The sequence below is a fragment of the Ichthyobacterium seriolicida genome (assembly GCF_002369955.1).
GTDB classification, from domain to species: Bacteria; Bacteroidota; Bacteroidia; order Flavobacteriales; family Ichthyobacteriaceae; genus Ichthyobacterium; species Ichthyobacterium seriolicida.
On sequence record NZ_AP014564.1, the window covers coordinates 923,305 to 943,668 of the forward strand.

The window sequence follows — 20,364 nt, forward strand, 5'->3', positions numbered from 1 at the left end:
AAAATTATGTTTAAGAAAAATTATTTTGTAAAGAGTATTATTTTCTCTTTTGTGTTGTTATCTGTAATTATTTTCTCCTGTGAGAAAAATAATGTTTACCAAGATGATTTAGGTGTATGTATAGATTCATTTGCCTTGCTAGATTCTGAAAATGACCAAAAAAAATTAGGTTCTGATATAAAATGTGATATAGATCATGAGAATTATACTATATCGTTAACAGTTCCTAGTTCGGCTGAATTAAGAGGCTTAAAGTTTAATATAACCCCATGTGAAGGGGTTAGCATATCTCCTGCTAGTGGAGAAGAAACTGATTTTGAACTTGTTGAAAAACCTTCTGGAGAGTCTACTGAGGAAGCTTCTGAAGCGTCTTCTGAGGGATCTTCTTCTAAACGTTATAAAAAGATATTTACTTTAACAAAAGGAGAAAAAAGTCAAGACTATACTGTATATGTAACTAAAGAATCAGCGCCGAAGTTGACAGAGTTTAAAATATCAGCTAATGAAAGTAAAGGAATAAAAACAGAGATATCTGCTGTTATAACTGATGACACTGACACTGCTACAGGTAAGATTTTATTAAATATCCCTTACAATGGGAGTATTGATCTTACTGGTCTAAGTTTTACTGCTATTATTCCAGACGATCATGTTTTAAATCCAGTTATTGGCGTGATAAGTGAAGGTATTGAAAGTAAAGAATTTACTTTAACAAAAACTGACACAGGCTCTAAAAGAGTTTACACTGTTGGGGTAGTTAAAGGACCTTATATTAGTGCCTTTAAATTTCCAGTATCAAATACTGGGGTAACTACTGAAGTAATAGGGACAATCGATCACATTGCTGGCACTATATCTGTAACAGTTCCTAGTGGTGTCACTTTATCTGGTTTAACTCCTACAATTGAGGTGGGTGAGAACACTAAATCTGAATATACTCCTTCTGCTCAGGCAGATTTCGGTTCTAATATTCAGTATACAGTAACATCTTCTAATCCTTCAGCTACAGATTTTACTAAGGTGTATGCAGTTACTGTAACTCAAAATGCTGAACCTACTATATCTGAGTTTAAGTTTTTGAATAGCAATAATAGTAGTAAAAATCTTGTAAATGATATTACAGGTACTATTACACAAAACGCTGGAAATAACGCAGGAGAGATAATTGTTAAAGTTCCTCATGATGCTACATTAGAAGGATTAACTCCAACCATTACAGCTAACACTTCTGCTTTAGCTGGCACTCAAGTATATAAAGGGGCAACTGGCACTACTGAAGCTAACACTTCTAATGATTTTACTGATTCTCATACGAGTCCTGTACAATACAGTGCAGTGGGTCCTGCTGGTGGAAGGAAAGTATATTCTGTAAAAGTTTATAAAGAGCCAGCTATAACGGAGTTTAAGTTTGAAAGTAGTAATAATTCAGGGGCTGATTTTCCTTCTGGAAAAACGTATACTGGCACAGTTACAGATAACACTATAGCAGTTACAGTCGCTAATACGGTTAATGTAGCAAATTTAAAAGCTTCTATTATTGGGGATAATATTAATGCCACTAATCCTGTAGATATAAGTTTTAAAGGTTCTAATTCTCCTTATTCTACAACTATTACAGTTGCAAATCAATATTTATCTGATTTTACCAAAACCTATACTGTTAATTTAACTAAAGAAGCGGCGCCAGAATTATCAAGTTTTTTAATAAATGCTAATGATGGAAAGGGTATTAAGGCTGGTTCTGTAACTATTGAAATAACTCAGCCTAGCGGCAGTAATACTGGAACAATAAAATTGAAGTTTGAACATAAAGTTTCTAACCATAATACTGATATTGTTTTAACAGGATTAACACCTACCATAACTTATCCTGATGGTTATAGTATAGATCATACTAGTGGGACAGCACTATCTGAAAGTATTGAGGGTAAAAAATTTATTCTAACAACTACTCTAGGTTCTACCTCAGAATATACTGTAACAGCAGTTAAAGGCCCGTTTATTAAGTCGTTTAAGTTTACAAATAGCTCTAATAATGGTAAAAATATAGATAGCGCCCCTATAACAGGTGCAATTGATCACGAAAATAATACCATAACAGTAACGCTTCCTAGTACAGTTAAGAAGGATTCAGATTCTGGCAATGTAGTAACTCTAACTCCGACAATTGAGTTAGGAGGAGATGGTTCTCCTACTGTTAATCCTGCTAAGGATGGCCCTCAGCAGTTTACTAGTGGTGTCCCTGTTAATTATACAGTAACAGGTGCAGATGGAATGGAAAAAACTTATGCAGTTACCGTAACCAGAACAGCTTCGATTGAAGCTAAGATTACAAAATTTACAATTGATAGCCACAATGGTGATATTGCACACCTTATTAGTGATAGAGGAAGAATAGTTGTGCCTGTTACTAGTGTTCCAGCAAACACAATTCCTACTATAGAAAAATCAGATTATGCTACTGTAAGTCCAACTGGAGATCAAACTTTTACTTCGTACGGTGAGTCAAAAGAATATACTGTAACAGCTGAGGATGGCTCTACAACAAAGACTTATGAAGTTCATATATATGATTCTACTAAAACTATAGCTAGTATTGATAGTTTAAAACTTACAGATAGTAGTAGTACCGAGATCACTCCAGATTCTAAGAATATTGGTGCATCCACTAGAACTATAACCATTACTGTACCTTCTAGCACTACAGGTTTAGATAGTTTAATGCTTACTTTGACTGATACTACTCCATCTTCTAACCTTAGCATAGAGCCTACTAGTGCTCAAGATTTCTCTAATGAGAAAGAAGTAAAGTATACTCTTAAGGAGAGTAGTGTTGTAAAGGGACATTATTGGGTTAAGGTGGTTAAATCAAGCTAAGTTAATTTAAAACCACACTTATTCAAGTCTAAACAGACAGTTAGTTTTACGGCTGTCTGTTTTTGTTTATATAAAAAAAGCGGCGGTTCAAATAATTACTATTATCTTAGCTAAGATATTTAATTCTCTGTCTTTTGGGGTAGGGAGTAGCATGAATCTTATGGCTAATACTTTGATATTCAAAGCGATTGGCAGATTGTAAATTAATTATTTTTTTAAAAAAAATGAAGACATTTTCTCTTGTGAAGAGTATTATTTTCTCTTTTGTGTTGTTATTTGCATTTTTTTCTTCTTGTATCAAGGAAAAAAAGGCAGATCCCGATCTTAGCTCAAATCTGAGTTCAGAGAATAAGATTATATCATTCGAATTGATTAATTCTGATAATGGAGATAAAAACCTTAGAGGAGATATTCCTGGTATCGTTGTAGATAGTGATTTTACAGTATCGTTAAAAGTTCCCTCAGATGCAATTTTTGAAGGGTTAAAAGTCAAGGTAGTCATTTCAGAGAATGCCAGTGTTTCTCCGAAAAGTGGGTCAGAGGTTACTTTTTATCTAGTAAACGGTTCTAATCCTGAAGTTTATAGAAAAACATTTAAGGTAACAGCTCAAGATGGCAGTGTTCAAGATTATACAGTTAATATAACAAAATCCTTATCTAGTGATCGTTCAATTACAAGTTTTGTATTAGAAAAATCTAAGAATGAAGGTAAAATTTTTGCAGATAGAATAGGATTTATAGATGAAGATGCTACTCCTCCAACTATAACCTTAAACGTATCTGATGCCGCTACTTTAGATCAGTTAAAACCTACAATAATTAAATCAGGTAACAGTATTAGTCCAGATAATGAAGCAGCTGTTTCTTTTACTAATAATTCTGCTACAGATTACAAAGTGACTTCTGGGGATGGTCAAGAAAAAATATATAAAGTCACAGTTGCTAAAAATTTATCTTCTGATAATAAAATTTCCGCTTTTGCATTTACAAAAGACAACGCCAATAATACTGGGTTAAAATTAAGTAGATCTTCAACTGGGACTAGGGCTAGTGACGTTATAATTACTGACAATAGTGATGATAGAACTGGAACTATATCAGTAAAAGCATCTACTGCAGCAGATGTAGCAGCTTTAATTCCTACTATAACTACCCATGAAAATGTCACTATAAGTCCAGCTATTTCAGCTTATGATTATAGTAATAGCAATTCTAAGGTTTATACTGTAACAGCTCAGGATGGTCAAACAAGAGAGTATACTGTTTCTGTTTCTAAGGAATTATCTAATGAAAAGGGAATGAAATCTTTTTTATTTAAAGATTCTGAAAATGTTGGAAAAAACCTTGGGGGGGATTGCTCAGCAGGTGCTATAAATTCTACTGGAAGTGCTGATGTTGCTGTAGAAGTTGTGATTCCAAATACTGCTACTCTGACTGGTTTAATACCTACTATAACGTCCAGTGATCACACTCAGGTTAGTCCAGCAAGTGAAATAGCGCAGGATTTCACTCGAAATACTGTGAAACCATATGTTGTAACAGCTCAAGATGGAACTGAAAGAAACTATGGTATAACTATAGTATCAAGAAGAGGAGTAGATATAACTTCTTTTAAAATTAAAAAGTCAGATCATAGTAGTGATTCTAAAGTGAGGTTGTCTTCAGGAACTGAGGTTTCAGGAACTGTATTGAGTAGCGAGAGTGCCAATACAGTAACTATTTCTTTAGATGGTCAAGATGATAATAGTGTAAATCTAATGCCTGAAATAGTAGTGTCTCCAGGTGCTACAGTAAGTCCAAATTCTAAAGTTCAAACTGAATTTACTTATGGTACAGCTGTGCCTTATGCTGTAAGGGCTGAGGATACTAATTTTTCAAAAACATATCAAGTAGCTTTAAGATCTAGTTCTAAATTAAAATCATTTAAATTTAAAACAGAGGGGGATAATATTAGTAAAGGAATTGTAAAAGATATAAATGGTATTATAAATGGCACTTCTATAACAGTTAATGTTCCATATGATACAGAGCTTAATGGTTTAATTCCTGAGGTGTTGTTATACAGAGGGGCTAGGATTAGTCCTCAAAGTGGAGTTGCTAAAAACTTTGGTGTTAGTGGTTCTCCTATAAGTTATGCTATAACAGCCGAAGATGGAACTATTGCTACTTATACTATAACTGTAAATAAAAACGCTGAGCCTACCATATCTGAGTTTAAATTTACTACTGCTTCCAACGGGAGTAAAAATCTTGTAAATGATATTACAGGTACTATTACAGGTAATGATATAGTTCTTAAAGTTCCATATGATGCAGACATTAGTGCGTTGACTCCAACTGTTACAACTTCTTCTGGCGCTACAGCGCATAAGGGGACTGGTACTGATAGCGCTAATTCTAGTAATAATTTTACAGATTCTCACATTACTCCTAAAGAATACAGCGCAGTAAATTCTTCTGGAGGAAGAAAAATTTATAATGTAAAAGTTTATAAAGCTCCAGCTATAACAAGCTTTAAGTTTGAACAGAGTCAGAATTCATCAGCTAGTTTCCCTACTGGCATAACGGAATATATTGCTTCGCCTGTTACTCAAAATGGGATATCAGCAAATGGAACAATAGAAATTACAGTAGCTAATACGGTTGATGTAGCAAATTTAACTCCTAGTATTATTGTTTCTAATGAAACTACTGACCCTATAGTTACTTCTATAGATTTCAGTAACAGTGGTAATTCTCAAGCTATTACGGTTGTAAATAAGCATTTATCAGGATTTGAGAAAACTTATACAGTCACTGTAAATAAAGAAGCTGATCCAGTTTTGTCAGGTTTTTCAATAAATGCGGATCCTAGCAAAGGCATCCAAAATCCTGTTACTGGCACGGTATCTAGTACTGGTACTGCTACAGGTAAGATAGTGTTAAAATTTCCAAAGAATAATGAACATGCTTTTGATTTAACGGGATTAAGTTATACTAGTGCTCCCATCAATAGACATACTTTGGCTCCTAGTGCTCCTTTAGCTGGTAGCAGTATTGATGGACAGACGTTTATTTTAACAAAAACCGATACTGGCTCTAAAAGTATTTATACTGTACAAGCAGTTGAAGGGCCGTTTATTAAGTCTTTTAAATTTGAAGAATCTCAAAATAGTGGGAAAGGTATAGATTCTAGTAGTCCTACAGGAACAATTAATCACCAAAACAATACAATAGAAGTAACGCTTCCTAGTACGGTTAAGAAGGATTCATCAAGCGGGAGTACTAATACAGTAACTCTAAATCCTACAATTGAGTTAGGAGGATATGGTACTCCGAATGTTCAGGGTGCTAGTGGAAATTCTCAGGAGTTTACATCTGGCACTGCTGTTAATTATACAGTAACAGCTAATGGGATGACAAAAACTTATGCAGTTACAGTAACTAGAGAAAAATCAACTGAAGCTCAGATTACATCATTTACAATTGATTCTAATAGTGGTAATATTACACCCCCTGGTAGTGGCAATGGTGATAAAGGAAGAATAGTTGTTCCTGTATCTACTACAGGGATTAAGACTCCTACTATAGTGCAATCAGAGTATGCTACTGTAAGTCCAAGTGCAGCTCAAAATTTTGATTCATATGAAAATCCAAATACATATACAGTAACAGCTGAAGATACTAGTGTTAACAAGGTATATGAGGTGTATATACATGATTCTACTAAGGCTGTTACTATAGGAAATATAGCTATTACTTCTCCTTCCGCTGGATCCAATGTAACTTCTGTTGACGAGCCTACTAGAGTTATAACTGTCACTGTGCCTAAGGGTACTGATCTTAGTACTTTAACACTTACTTTTGATATTACTTCGTCTCCTTCTAGTCTTACTTTAACAGTAGATCCTGCGGGATCAAATGATTTTTCTAATGGAGCAGAAATAAAGTATACTCTTACTGATACTAGTAGTGGCAGTAATGTAGTAGGTCATTATTGGGTTAAGGCCTCTACGAGTTAGATTACATTTGAGATAATAAGTATTCAATTTTTGAAATCTAGAAACAGACAGCTGTTATTATGGCTGTCTGTTTTTTTTATATAAAAAAACACTGTTCAAATAATTACTACTACCTTAGCCGAGACATTTAATTCTCTGTCTTTATGGGTAGAGAGTATGATAAGTCTTGTTGCTAACTCTTTTAATACTATGATATTTTAAGGATTATTGTTTTTTTAATTATTAAAATTATGTTTAAGAAAAATTATTTTATAAAGAGTATTATTTTCTCTTTTGTGTTGTTATCTGTAATTATTTTCTCCTGTGAGAAAAATAATGTTTACCAAGATGATTTAGGTGTATGTATAGATTCATTTGCCTTGCTAGATTCTGAAAATGACCAAAAAAATTAGGTTCTGATATAAAATGTGATATAGATCATGAGAATTATACTATATCGCTAATAGTTCCTAGTTCGGCTGAATTAAGAGGCTTAAAGTTTAATATAGCCCCATGTGAAGGGGTTAGCATATCTCCTGCTAGTGGAGAAGAAACTGATTTTGAACTTATTGAAAAACCTTCTGGAGAGTCTACTGAGGAAGCTTCTGAAGCGTCTTCTGAGGGATCCTCTTCTAAACGTTATAAAAAGATATTTACTTTAACAAAAGGAGAAAAAAGTCAAGACTATACTGTATATATAACAAAAGAAGCAGCGCCGAAGTTGACAGGGTTTACAATAACTGCTAATACTGGTAAAGGTATTAAAACTGATGTATCTGCTGTTATAACTGATGACACTGATACTGCTACAGGTAAGATTTTATTGAAGATTCCTTATAATGAGAGTATTGATTTGACTGGTCTAAGTTTTACTGCTATAATTCCAGATAATCACACTTTAGATCCAGTTGCTGGTACAATAGCTGAAGATATTACTACAAAACAATTTGCTCTGATAAAAACTGACACAGGTTCTCAAAGAGGTTACACTGTTGAAGTTGTTAAAGGGCCTTACATTAGTGCTTTTAAATTTCCAGTATCAAATACTGGGGTAACTACTGAAGTAACAGGGACAATCGATCACATTGCTGGCACTATATCTGTAACAGTTCCTAGTGGTGTCATTTTATCTGGTTTAACTCCTACAATTACAGTTGGAGATAACACTAAATCTGAGTTTACTCCTTTTGCTCAGGCAGATTTTAGTTCTAATGTTGAGTATACAGTAACGTCTTCTAATCCTTCAGCTACAGATTTTACTAAGGTATATACAGTTATTGTAACTCAAAACACTGCTCCTCAAATACAAAGTTTCGCATTTACTAACACTGATAAAAACCTTGGAAATAATATAGGTGTTGAAATTAAGCATAGTGAAGGAGAAATAATTGTTAAAGTTCCTCATAATGCAGATTTAAATGGATTAGTTCCAACTATTACAGCTGGCACCGTTCCTTCTGGAACTAAAATATATAAAGGAGAATCGGGCATTACTTCCTATACTACCCCTACTGATTTCAGTAATTCTCATGATAGTTCTGTGAAATATAGTGTAGCAGGTCCTGCTGGAGGGAGAAAAGTATATTCTGTAAAAGTTTATAAGGAGCCAGTTATAACAGGATTTAGCTTTACTAAAGCTCAAAATACAGATAATATTGGTTTTCCTACTGGCCAAACATATAATGGTAATGTTTCAGGCAATACTATAACAGTTACAGTTGCTAATACAGTTGATGTAGCAAATTTAAAAGCTTCTATTATTGGAAGTAATATTGCTGCAAATTATGTTACTTCTGGGTTGAATTTTACAACTAGTGGCGGTACGTTAACTATTGAAGTTCCAAATCAGGATTTACCAGGATATACAAAAACATACATTGTAACTCTAACAAAAGAAGCAGCGTCGAAGTTGACAGGGTTTACAATAACTGCTAATACTGGTAAAGGTATTAAAACTGATGTATCTGCTGTTATAACTGATGACACTGATACTGCTACAGGTAAGATTTTATTGAAGATTCCTTATAATGAGAGTATTGATTTGACTGGTCTAAGTTTTACTGCTATAATTCCAGATAATCACACTTTAGATCCAGTTGCTGGTGCAATAGCTGAAGATATTACTACAAAACAATTTGCTCTGATAAAAACTGACACAGGTTCTCAAAGAGGTTACACTGTTGAAGTTGTTAAAGGGCCTTACATTAGTGCTTTTAAATTTCCAGCATCAAATTCTGGTATAAATACTGATATAAGTGCAACAAATATTAATCATGATACTGGAAAAATAACTATAATAGTTCCTAATGGTGTCACTTTATCAAATTTAACTCCTACAATCGCAGTTGGAGAGAACACTAAAACCGATTTTACTCCTTCTGCTCAGACAGATTTTAGTTCTAATGTTGAGTATACAGTAACATCTTCTAATCCTTCAGCTACAGATTTTACTAAGGTGTATACAGTTACAGTAACTCAAAACGCTGAACCTGCTATATCTGAGTTTAAGTTTTTGAATAGCAATAATAGTAGTAAAAATCTTGTAGGTGATATTATAGGTGACATTAATGGCAGCGATATAATTGTTAAAGTTCCTCATAATACAGAATTAAATGATTTAACTCCAACTGTTACAGCTAAGAGTACTCCTTCTGGCATTCAAGTATATAAAGGAGATACTGGAACTGCTCCTTATACTGAAGCTGCTGATTTTACAAATTCTCATGATGGTTCTGTAAAATATAGTGCAGTAGGTTCTGCTGGTGGAAGGAAAGTGTATTCTGTGAAAGTTTATAAAGAGCCAGCTATATCTGAGTTTAAGTTTGAAAGTAGTAATAATTCAGGGGCTGATTTTCCTTCTGGAAAAACGTATACTGGCACAGTTACAGATAACACTATAGCAGTTACAGTTGCTAATACGGTTGATGTAGCAAATTTAAAAGCTACTATTACTGGAAGTAATATTGCTGCAAATCTTGTTATTTCTAACTTAAATTTCAGTAGTGGTTCTGCAACAGTTACAGTTGCAAACGAACACTTACCATCGTATACAAAAGAATATACTGTAACTGTAACAAAAGAAGCAGCACCGAAGTTGACAGAGTTTAAAATAACAGCTGATGCTACTAAGGGTATTGTAAGTGAGGTTAAAGCTACATTTACGCATCCTAGTGATGATAGTAATACTGGAACAATAGAATTAAAATTTCCTAAGGATAGTTCTACTGAAATTAACCTAGATGGGTTAAGTTATACTAATGAGCCTATTGCAGGATGCACTTTAACTCCTGGTACTCCAGTAACTCGAAGCATTCACAATCAACAATTTACCCTGACAACTACTTTAGGGTCTAAAAGTGTTTATACTGTAACAGCAGTTAAAGGGCCGTTTATTAAGTCTTTTAAATTTGAAGATTCTCAAAATAGTAAGAAAGGTATAAATTCTAGTAGCCCTATAGAAGGTGTAATTAACCATGAAGCCAATACTATAACAGTAACGCTTCCTGCTACAGTTAAGAAGGATTCAGATGGTAATAATAAAGTAACCCTAACTCCTACAATTGAGTTTGGAGGAGATTCTGCTACTACTGTTTCCCCTAATACTGAAACTTCTACGCAGTTTACTAGCGGCACCCCAGTTGATTATACAACAACAGCTAATGGGATGACAAAAACTTATCAAGTTACTGTAACTAGGACACCTTCAGTCGAAGTGAAGATCACAAAATTTGAAATAGAGACTAATAATCTAGGTAGTATTTCGGAGACTGGCACTGGTGCTAAAGGCAGAATAGTTGTGCCTGTAGCTACGGTTCCAACAAACACAACTCCTACTATAGAAAAATCAGATTATTCTACTGTAAGTCCAAATGGAGCTCAAACTTTTTCTTCGTATGATGATTCAAAAGAATATACAGTAACAGCTGAAGATGCGACTACAACAAAAACATATGATGTTTATATATATGATAATGCTAAAACTATAACTGATAGTGATACTTTGAAAGTAGAAAAAGATGGTACTGAGATTACTCCAAGTTCTAAAGTTATTACTGAGAATAGCAGAGTTATAACTGTTACTGTGCCTTCTAGCACTACTAATGAGCAATTAAAGGCTTTAACGCTTACTTTTGATACTACTACTTCTTCTTCTTCTTCTAGTCTTACTTTAACAGCAGACCCTGCTGCTAGTGGACAAGATTTTTCTGATGGAAAAGAAGTAAAGTATACTCTTAAGGAGGGTAATGATGTAAAGGGTCATTATTGGGTTAAGGTGGCTGCCACAGGAAGCTAAATAAAATAATTTTTGTACTTATTCAAGTCTAAACAGACAGCTGTTATTACGGCTGTCTGTTTTTTTTTATTGATTAATAAATAGTTAAATAATTACTACTATCTTAGCTAGGGTATTCAACCCTCTAGCTTTGTGGTAGAGAGTATGATAAGTCTTATTGTTAATCCTTTTAATACTATGACATCTAGAGGATTGTTGTTTTTTTAATTATTAAAATTATGTTTAAGAAAAATTATTTTGTAAAGAGTATTATTTTCTCTTTTTATATTGTTGTCGGTAATTATTTTCTCTTGTGATAAAAAGAAAGTTATAGAAGACGATTTAAATGTATGTATAGATTCNTTTTCCTTATTGGATTCTGAGAATCAGGGGAAAAAATTAGAGTCTAATATAGACTGTCAGATAAATGCTGAAGAGCATACTATATCATTAACAGTCCCTCATACTGCTGAATTAACTGGTTTAAAGTTTAATATAACCCCATGTGAAGGGGTTAGCATATCCCCTGCTAGTGGTGAAGAGGTTGATTTTGAAGTTGTTATAGAAGAATCTACTGAGGGAGCTTCTGCAGAAAGTTCCACTCCTAAACGTTATAAAAAGGCATTTACTTTAACAAAGGGTGATAAGTCTCAAGAGTATACTGTATATATAACAAAAGCTTTGGCTAGTGATTGTTCTATTACTAGTTTTAAATTAGAGAAGTCTAAAAATGATGGTAAGATTTTTGGAAATAGAGATGGAGATATTGTTGAAACTACTAATACTGAGCTTTCTACTATAACATTACATGTATCTGATGCTGCTACTTTAGATGGTTTAACTCCTACAATAGTTCATACAGGGGCTAGTATTGCTCCAGGAGAGCTTACTACTGACACAAGTAATAATACGACTACAGTGAATTATACAGTTACCGATTCAGGTGGAAAGACAAAGGTTTATGTAGTAAAATATATCAAAGACTTATCTTCTAATAATAGAATCTCTGTATTCTCTTTCACAAAAGATATTAATAGTAATACTGGTCTAAAATTGACTAGGTCTTCTGATAATGAAAGTAGAGCAGGCGATGTTATAATTACTGACAATAATGATGGTAGAACTGGAACTATAGCAGTCAAAGCATCAAGTACAGCAACCATAACAGCTTTAACTCCTACTATAACTAAGCATGCTAGTGCTACTATAAGTCCAGATGTTGCAGATCATGATTATAGCAATTCTAAGGTTTATACTGTAACAGCTGAGGATGGTCAAACAAAAGAGTATACGGTGTCTGTTTCTAAGATATTATCTAATGATAAAGGCATAACTTCTTTTATGTTTGAACATTCTAAAAATAGTTTTAGTGGTACGGATTATTCAGCAGAGAATATGCCTGCTACTACTGGAGATGATGATGTAAATGTTAGTATTGCAAAAATGCCACATACTGTTACAGATTTAACAAGTCTAAAGCCTACTATAGTAACTAGTGATAATGCTACAGTAAGTCCAGCAACTGAAGTAGCACAAGATTTCACTCGTGGTACACCTGTAGTATATATTGTAACAGCTCAAGATGGTACTACTAGAAATTATAATGTAACCATAGGTGAGTTAAGTGCAACGGCAAATATTACTTCTTTTAAAATTAAAAGGGAAGACAATACGGATAGTTCCAAGGTAAGGTTTTCTTCGGGAACTGAGGTTTCAGGAAATATATCAAGCAATGTAGGTAGTAATACAATAGATATAGTATTAGATGGAGAAGATGATACTACTGTAAATCTAAAGCCTGAAATAGCATTATCTGCAGGGGCTTCAGTAAGCCCAGCTTCTGGAGTAGAAACTACCTTTACTTATGGTACAGCTCAAACTTATACTGTAACAGCTGAAGATAACTCTACTCAGAAAATATATAGTGTAACTGTAAAGTCTTCGAATTCTAAGATGAAGTCTTTTAAGTTTAAAACTGATACTGGTAAAAAAATTGTTCAAGATGTAACAGGTACTATAAGTGGTAATACTGTAACAGTAAAAGTTCCACATGATGCAGTACTTACTAATTTAACTCCTTACATAGAATTGTATAAAGGGGCTACTATTACTACTCCTTCAGGAGGAGCTACTACAGCACAAGATTTTAGTAGTCAAAAAACTTATACAGTTACTGCTCAAGATGGAACTACAAGCGATTACAATGTAACTGTAACTAAAGAAGTGGAACCTAAGATAGAGAGTTTTACATTTAGTGATACTTCTAATACTGGTAAAAACCTTGGAAATAATATAGGGGTTGAAGTTAAGCATAGTGAAGGAGAAATAATCGTTAAAGTTCCTTACAATGCCACCTTAACCGATTTAACTCCGACTGTTGCAGCGAGCATAGCCCCTTCTAATGTTAAGGTGTGTAAAGGAGAAGATTGTAATACTGATGATGCTAATAGTACTGCTGCCAGTTTTGAAGGTTCTCATACAAGTGCTGTAAAATATAGTGCAGTAGGTCCTGCTGGTGGAAGGAAAGTGTATTCTGTAAAAGTTTATAAAGAGCCAACTATATCTGAGTTTAAGTTTGAAAGTAGTAATAATTCAGGGGCTGATTTTCCTTCTGGAAAAACGTATATTGGCACAGTTACAGATAACACTATAGCAGTTACAGTTGCTAATACGGTTGATGTAGCAAATTTAAAAGCTACTATTTCTGGAGATAATTTTACTACTCTAAGTAATCATAATATAAGTTTTTCGGGATCTTCCTCTTATTCTACAACTATTACAGTTCAGAATGAACATTTATCTAGTTTTACTAAAACCTATAATGTAACTTTAACTAAAGAAGCAGTGCCAGAATTATCAAATTTTTCAATAAATGCTGATGATGGAAAGGGTATTAAGGCTGGTTCTGTAACTACTGAAATAACTCAGTCTAGCGGCAGTAATACTGGAACAATAAAATTGAAGTTTGATCATAAAGTTGCTAGCCGTCACACTGATATTGATTTAACAAATTTAAGTTATACCAGTGAGCCTGGTGTAGGTCATACTTTAACTCCTACTTCTCCATTAAGTGGACAAAGTATTCATGGTCAAACATTCACTCTAACAACTACTCTAGGTTCTACCTCAGAATATACCGTAGAAGCAGTTAAGGGGCCGTTTATTAAGTCGTTTAAGTTTGGAAAAGATACTAGTGGTAATAATGGTAAAAATCTAGGCAGTACTGATATTGAGGGGACAATTGATCACGAAAATAATTCCATAACAGTAGCGCTTTCTAGTACGGTGAAGAAGGATTCAGATACTGACAATGTAGTAACTCTAACTCCGACAATTGAGTTGGGAGGGGATAGTGCTACTATTGATTCCGCTAGTGGAAATTCTCAGGCGTTTACATCCAGTGCCTCAGTTAATTATAAAGTAACAGGTGCAGATGGAATGGAAAAAACTTATGCAGTTACCGTAACTAGAGCACCTTCAACTGTAGCACAGATTACAAAATTTGAAATAGAGTCTAGTAATCCAGGTAATATTACACACCCTGGCAATGGCACTGATGATAAAGGCAGGATAGTTGTGCCTGTGTCTGCTACAGGTAGTAAGACTCCTGCTATAGAAAAATCAGATTATGCTACTGTAAGTCCAAATGGAGCTCAAACTTTTTCTTCGTATGATGATTCAAAAGAATATATAGTAACAGCTGAAGATGCGACTACAACAAAAACATATGAAGTTTATATATATGATTCTACTAAGACTATAAGCGATAGTAGTAAACTGAAAGTAACAAATGGCACTAGTGATATTAGTGGAGCTTCTGCATCTATTAATGCAAATACCAGAGTTATAACTATTACTGTGCCTGAGAGTACTGATCTTAGTAGTTTAACGCTTACTTTGACTGATGCTACATCTTCTAATCTTAGCATAGAGCCTACTGAAGCTCAAGATTTCTCTAATAGAAAAGAAGTAAAGTATACTCTTAAGGAGAGTAGTGATGTAAAGGGTCATTATTGGGTTAAGGTTCAAACGAGTGGTTAGTAAATAATTTCGAATATATTTAATTCCGTTTTAAAAGAATAGGCAGACAGCTATTATTATGGCTGTCTGTTTTTTTATTGATTAATAAATAGTTAAATAATTACTACTATCTTAGCTAGGATATTCAACCCTCTAGCTTTGTGGTAGAGAGTATGATAAGTCTTATTGTTAATCCTTTTAATACTATGACATCTANAGGATTGTTGTTTTTTTAATTATTAAAATTATGTTTAAGAAAAATTATTTTGTAAAGAGTATTATTTTCTCTTTTTATATTGTTGTCGGTAATTATTTTCTCTTGTGATAAAAAGAAAGTTATAGAAGACGATTTAAATGTATGTATAGATTCATTTTCCTTATTGGATTCTGAGAATCAGGGGAAAAAATTAGAGTCTAATATAGACTGTCAGATAAATGCTGAAGAGCATACTATATCATTAACAGTCCCTCATACTGCTGAATTAACTGGTTTAAAGTTTAATATAACCCCATGTGAAGGGGTTAGCATATCCCCTGCTAGTGGTGAAGAGGTTGATTTTGAAGTTGTTATAGAAGAATCTACTGAGGGAGCTTCTGCAGAAAGTTCCACTCCTAAACGTTATAAAAAGGCATTTACTTTAATAAAGGGTGATAAGTCTCAAGAGTATACTGTATATATAACAAAAGCTTTGGCTAGTGATTGTTCTATTAGTAGTTTTAAATTAGAGAAGTCTAAAAATGATAGTAAGATTTTTGGAAATAGAGATGGGGATATTGTTGAAACTACTAATACTGAGCTTTCTACTATAACATTACACGTATCTGATGCTGCTACTTTAGATGGTTTAACTCCTACAATAGTTCATACAGGGGCTAGTATTGTTTCAGGAGAGCTTACTACTGACACAAGTAATAATACGACTATAGTGAATTATACAGTTACCAATTCAGATGGAAAGACAAAGGTTTATGTAGTAAAATATATCAAAGACTTATCTTCTAATAATAGAATTTCTGAGTTTAAGTTTACAAAAGAGACTAATACCAATACAGGGCTATTATTAACTAGATCTTCTATTGGAGATAGAACAGGCGATGTTACAATTACTGACAATAGCGATGGTAAAACTGGAATTATAGTAGTAAAAGCATCTACTGCAGCAACTATAACGTCTTTAATCCCTACTATAACTAAGCATGCTAGTGCTACTATAAGTCCAGATGTTGCAAATCATGATTATAGCAATTCTAAGGTTTATACTGTAACAGCTGAGGATGGTCAAACAAGAGAGTATACAGTGTCTGTTGCTAAGGATTTGTCTAATGCTAAAGAGATAAGCAGTTTTAAATTTGAGAGTTCTCAAAATACTGAGAAATCTCTTGGTCAGAATTATGAAGGCACCATAAATAATCCTTCTAATGGAGATGGGGAAGTAACTATAACTATCGCAAAAATCCCAGCTAGTATTACAGATTTAAATGGTCTAAAGCCTACTATAGTAACTAGTGATAATACTACAGTAAGTCCAGCAACTGAAGTAGCACAAGACTTCACTCGTGGTACAGCTGTAGTATATACTGTAACAGCTCAAGATGGTACTATTAGAAATTATAATGTAACCATTCCTACATTGGATGCAAGAGCAGAGATAAGTGCTTTTAAAATTAAAGCTTCAGATCATACTAGTGCTCCTAATAAAGTTAGAATGACAGGAACTGAGGTTTCAGGAAATATATCAAGCAATGTAGTAGGTAGTAATACAATAGATATAGCATTAGATGGAGAAGATGATACTACTGTAAATCTAAAGCCTGAAATAGCATTATCTGCAGGGGCTTCAGTAAACCCGGCTTCTGGAGTAGAAACTGCCTTTGCTTACGGTACACCTGTAACGTATACTGTAACAGCCGAGAATGGTTCTAAAAAAACATATAATGTTACTGTAAAGTCTTCGAATTCTAAGATGAAGTCTTTTAAGTTTAAAAGTGCAACTGGAAATAATAATAGTACTGGAAAAATTGTTCAAGAGGTAGAAGGTGCTATAAGTGGTAATACTGTAACTGTAAAGGTTCCACATGATGCAGTTCTTAATGCTTTAACTCCTGAAGTATTAGGAAATAACGGATCTAAGGTTACCATAAAAGGGCAAGATACAGATGCTAATACAGAACAAAATTTTAGTAGCGGTTCTGCAACATATATTGTAACAGCTCAGGATGGGAACAGTACTTCTGAGTATACTGTAACTGTTGAAAAAAACGCTGTTCCTCAGATAGAAACATTTAAGTTTACGACTGCCTCTAACAATAATAAAAATCTTGTAAATGATATTACAGGTATTATTACAGATAACGATATAGTTCTTAAAGTTCCTCATAACGCAAATTTAAATGGGTTAACTCCAACTATTACACCTGCTTCTGACGTTACAGTATACAAAGGAGATACAGGTTCTACTATTACATCTACTACTTCCACTGATTTCAGCTCTTCCAATACTACTCCTCTACAATATAGCGCAGTAGATGATTCTACTGGGGGAAGAAAGGTTTATAATGTAAAGGTTTATAAAGAACCAAAAATAAATACGTTTAAGTTTGAGAAGAGTAAAAATACAGATAATAGTGGTTTCCAGATACTCCAATTGAATATAGTGCTTCGTCTATTACTCAAAATGGGATATCAGCAAATGGGACAATAGCAATTACAGTTGCTAATACGGTTGATGTAGTAAATTTAAAAGCTACTATTTCTGGAGATAATTTTACTGCTCTAAGTAATCACAATATAAGTTTTTCGGGATCTTCTCCTTATTCTGCAACTATTGAAGTTGCACATAATGATTTATCTGATTTTAAGAAACAGTATACTGTAACTGTAACTAAAGAAGCGGCGCCAGAATTAACAAGTTTTTCAATAGCAGCTAAAACTAACCAGGGTATTGCAAGTGAGGTTCAAGCTACATTTATTCATCCTAGCAGTGATAATACTGGGACAATAAAATTGAAGTTTCCTAAGAATAATGATAGTGAAATTACTTTAACAGGATTAACGCCTACCATAACTTATCCTAATGGTTGTAATGTAAGTCCAGCTAGTGGTATAGAAGTAACTGGAGATATTAGTGTTAATGGTCATAATACATTTACTCTAACAACTTCCTTAGGTTCTAAAAGAGTTTACACTGTCCAAACAGTTAAAGGGCCGTTTATTAACCTGGATTATTCATGGTTATATTTCAATATCGGGTATAAAGTGTTAATTTTAGTAGGGTTAACTAAAAAACAACGACTTTATATAAGGCCCAAAAACGAGGAATAAAAACACATTATTTTATAGAGGGAAGACTTCCGTTGAATTAACTTTTTCATCATCAGAAATTAGTTCTGACGGATCTTTAATCATGCTTGAAAAACTAGAACCAGATCATAGATTGATTCATTATTACAGTAAGTTTTTACTTGATACTCGAGACTCTAGATTTATTACTTATAGCAGAAGGTATCAGTTAAAGCAAAGGGTTTATATGATCATGTTAGGCTATCAAGACGCCAATGATGTTAATCATTTACAGAATGATCCTTTATTCAAAGATGTTCTTCAAGGTAATTTGGCCTCTCAACCCACTATATCAAGATTTGAGAATAGCTTGGATAAACAGGCTGTCTTTAAGTTTTGTTATGCGTGGTTATACAAATATGTTTTAAGTTTATCTGGTCGCAAGAGAATAGTTATTGACGTAGATTCAACCGATGATCCAACTCATGGCAGTCAACAATTGTCAATGTTTAACGGTTATTATGGTCAATTCATGTACAATGAACTATTTTTTCATGATGGAGATACAGAGCAGATTATTCTTCCTGTACTCCGCCCAGGAAACAGTCATTCTAATAAATGGCATGTGAGTATTTTAAAGCGAATAATTATCAAAATACGTAAGAGATACCCAGAGATGGAAATAATTATTAGAAGTGATAGCGGCTTTAGTTGCGCTCCTTTTTACCAATTAGTAGATGATTTTGATTTACTATATGTGACAGGCATAGCGAGCAATGAAGTTTTAAAAAGAAAGGTATCTTGGTCAAAAAATGCTGTAAAAAAAATGTATTTAGATCAGGGAGAGAAGCACCAACATTTTATGAGTTTTACGTACAAAGCCAAGAGTTGGCACAAGCCTCAACAGTGCTATTCTAAAGTTGAGAGTACAGGATTAGGGATGAACATAAGGCATTTTTCTAGTAATCTTCCCCAAAAGGATGCTAGAGAAATTTACTTTGACTTTTATGTGAAAAGAGGTGATTCAAGTGAAAATAGAATAAAAGAAGTTAAAAATATGTGTTTTTCTGATCGTTTGTCAAATCATAGTTTTCTTGCTAATTTTTTTCGACTTATGATGAGTAGTCTTGCCTATGAAATGTTTTTATTACTGAAACAGAAGATAAAGAAAACAAGATTTGAAGTAGCAAAAAAATGGTTAATCAGTTCGATTAGAACCTATCTTCTCAAGGTAGGAGCAACGATTAAAATTACCAAAAGGCGAATCTATTATCAGCTATCTAAATCTTTTGTTTACAAGGGTTTATTTCGGGAAATTATTACCCAGTAACGGTTGTTTATTTGTGAAATGAACAACCTTGGGATAGTTACGCCTTGTCGTTAAAAAACCATGTAAAAACACTAAAAAAGAGCATTGTCATCCTAAAAAAAGGTGCAAAAAAACGACAAAGAAGATGAGTTCTCTTCGATTAGTAAAAAAGTTAAGGAAAAAATATCACGTCTAATCTATTTTAGTATGACTATGAATAATGCGGGTTAAGTCATTTAAGTTTACAGATAGCTCTAATAATGATAAAAATCTAGGCGGTACTGATGTTGACGGGACAATTGATCATGCTAATAATACTATAACATTAGAATTGCCTAGTGGGGTTACGATGGATACAGGTGCTATTGCTAATACAGTAACTTTAAAGCCAACAATTGTGTTGGGAGGAGATGACACCACTACTGTTTCTCCTAACACTGAAACTTCTACGCAGTTTACTATTGACGGGAGTACTGCTGTTGAGTATACAGTAACAGGTGCAGATGGGATGACTAAAACTTATAAGATAACAGTGAGTAAAGCTAGTTCTAGTGGATAGATAGGGGTATTTGAGCTTTAATGTAAGGGCAGACAGCTGTTATAACAGCTGTCTGTTTTTTTATTG

7 protein-coding genes and 1 pseudogene are annotated in these 20,364 nt (G+C 33.7%); all 8 read left to right on the plus strand.

Features of this window, described 5'->3' with window-relative positions; all coding sequences use genetic code 11:
* The first annotated feature begins 6 nt into the window (after positions 1–6).
* Positions 7–2,877 (plus strand): DUF5018 domain-containing protein, encoded by a 2,871-nt coding sequence (locus tag JBKA6_RS03505; protein WP_096685903.1) that lies wholly within the window; start codon positions 7–9, stop codon positions 2,875–2,877.
* Between the two features lie 224 nt (positions 2,878–3,101).
* Positions 3,102–6,878 carry a DUF5018 domain-containing protein gene (locus JBKA6_RS03510; protein WP_096685905.1) on the plus strand — a complete coding sequence of 1,259 codons (3,777 nt, stop codon included), beginning with the start codon at positions 3,102–3,104 and terminating at the stop codon, positions 6,876–6,878.
* 230 nt (positions 6,879–7,108) lie between these two features.
* Complete coding sequence (locus JBKA6_RS07510; protein ID WP_157776924.1) at positions 7,109–7,270, plus strand: hypothetical protein; 162 nt, start codon at positions 7,109–7,111, stop codon at positions 7,268–7,270.
* A 308-nt stretch (positions 7,271–7,578) separates the two neighbouring features.
* The gene (locus JBKA6_RS03515; protein WP_096685907.1) at positions 7,579–11,151 is read left to right on the plus strand and encodes a DUF5018 domain-containing protein; all 3,573 of its coding nucleotides are present in this window, start codon (positions 7,579–7,581) and stop codon (positions 11,149–11,151) included.
* Positions 11,152–15,449: 4,298 nt separating this feature from the next.
* Complete coding sequence (locus JBKA6_RS03525; RefSeq protein WP_096685911.1) at positions 15,450–17,852, plus strand: DUF5018 domain-containing protein; 2,403 nt, start codon at positions 15,450–15,452, stop codon at positions 17,850–17,852.
* A 302-nt stretch (positions 17,853–18,154) separates the two neighbouring features.
* Complete coding sequence (locus JBKA6_RS03530; protein WP_096685913.1) at positions 18,155–18,472, plus strand: hypothetical protein; 318 nt, start codon at positions 18,155–18,157, stop codon at positions 18,470–18,472.
* A 34-nt stretch (positions 18,473–18,506) separates the two neighbouring features.
* A pseudogene (locus tag JBKA6_RS03535) lies at positions 18,507–19,760 on the plus strand (IS1380 family transposase); the annotation flags it as partial.
* Positions 19,761–19,959: 199 nt separating this feature from the next.
* On the plus strand, positions 19,960–20,298 hold the full coding sequence (locus tag JBKA6_RS03540) for a hypothetical protein (RefSeq protein WP_096685917.1): 339 nt from the start codon (positions 19,960–19,962) through the stop codon (positions 20,296–20,298).
* The last annotated feature ends 66 nt before the right edge of the window (positions 20,299–20,364 follow it).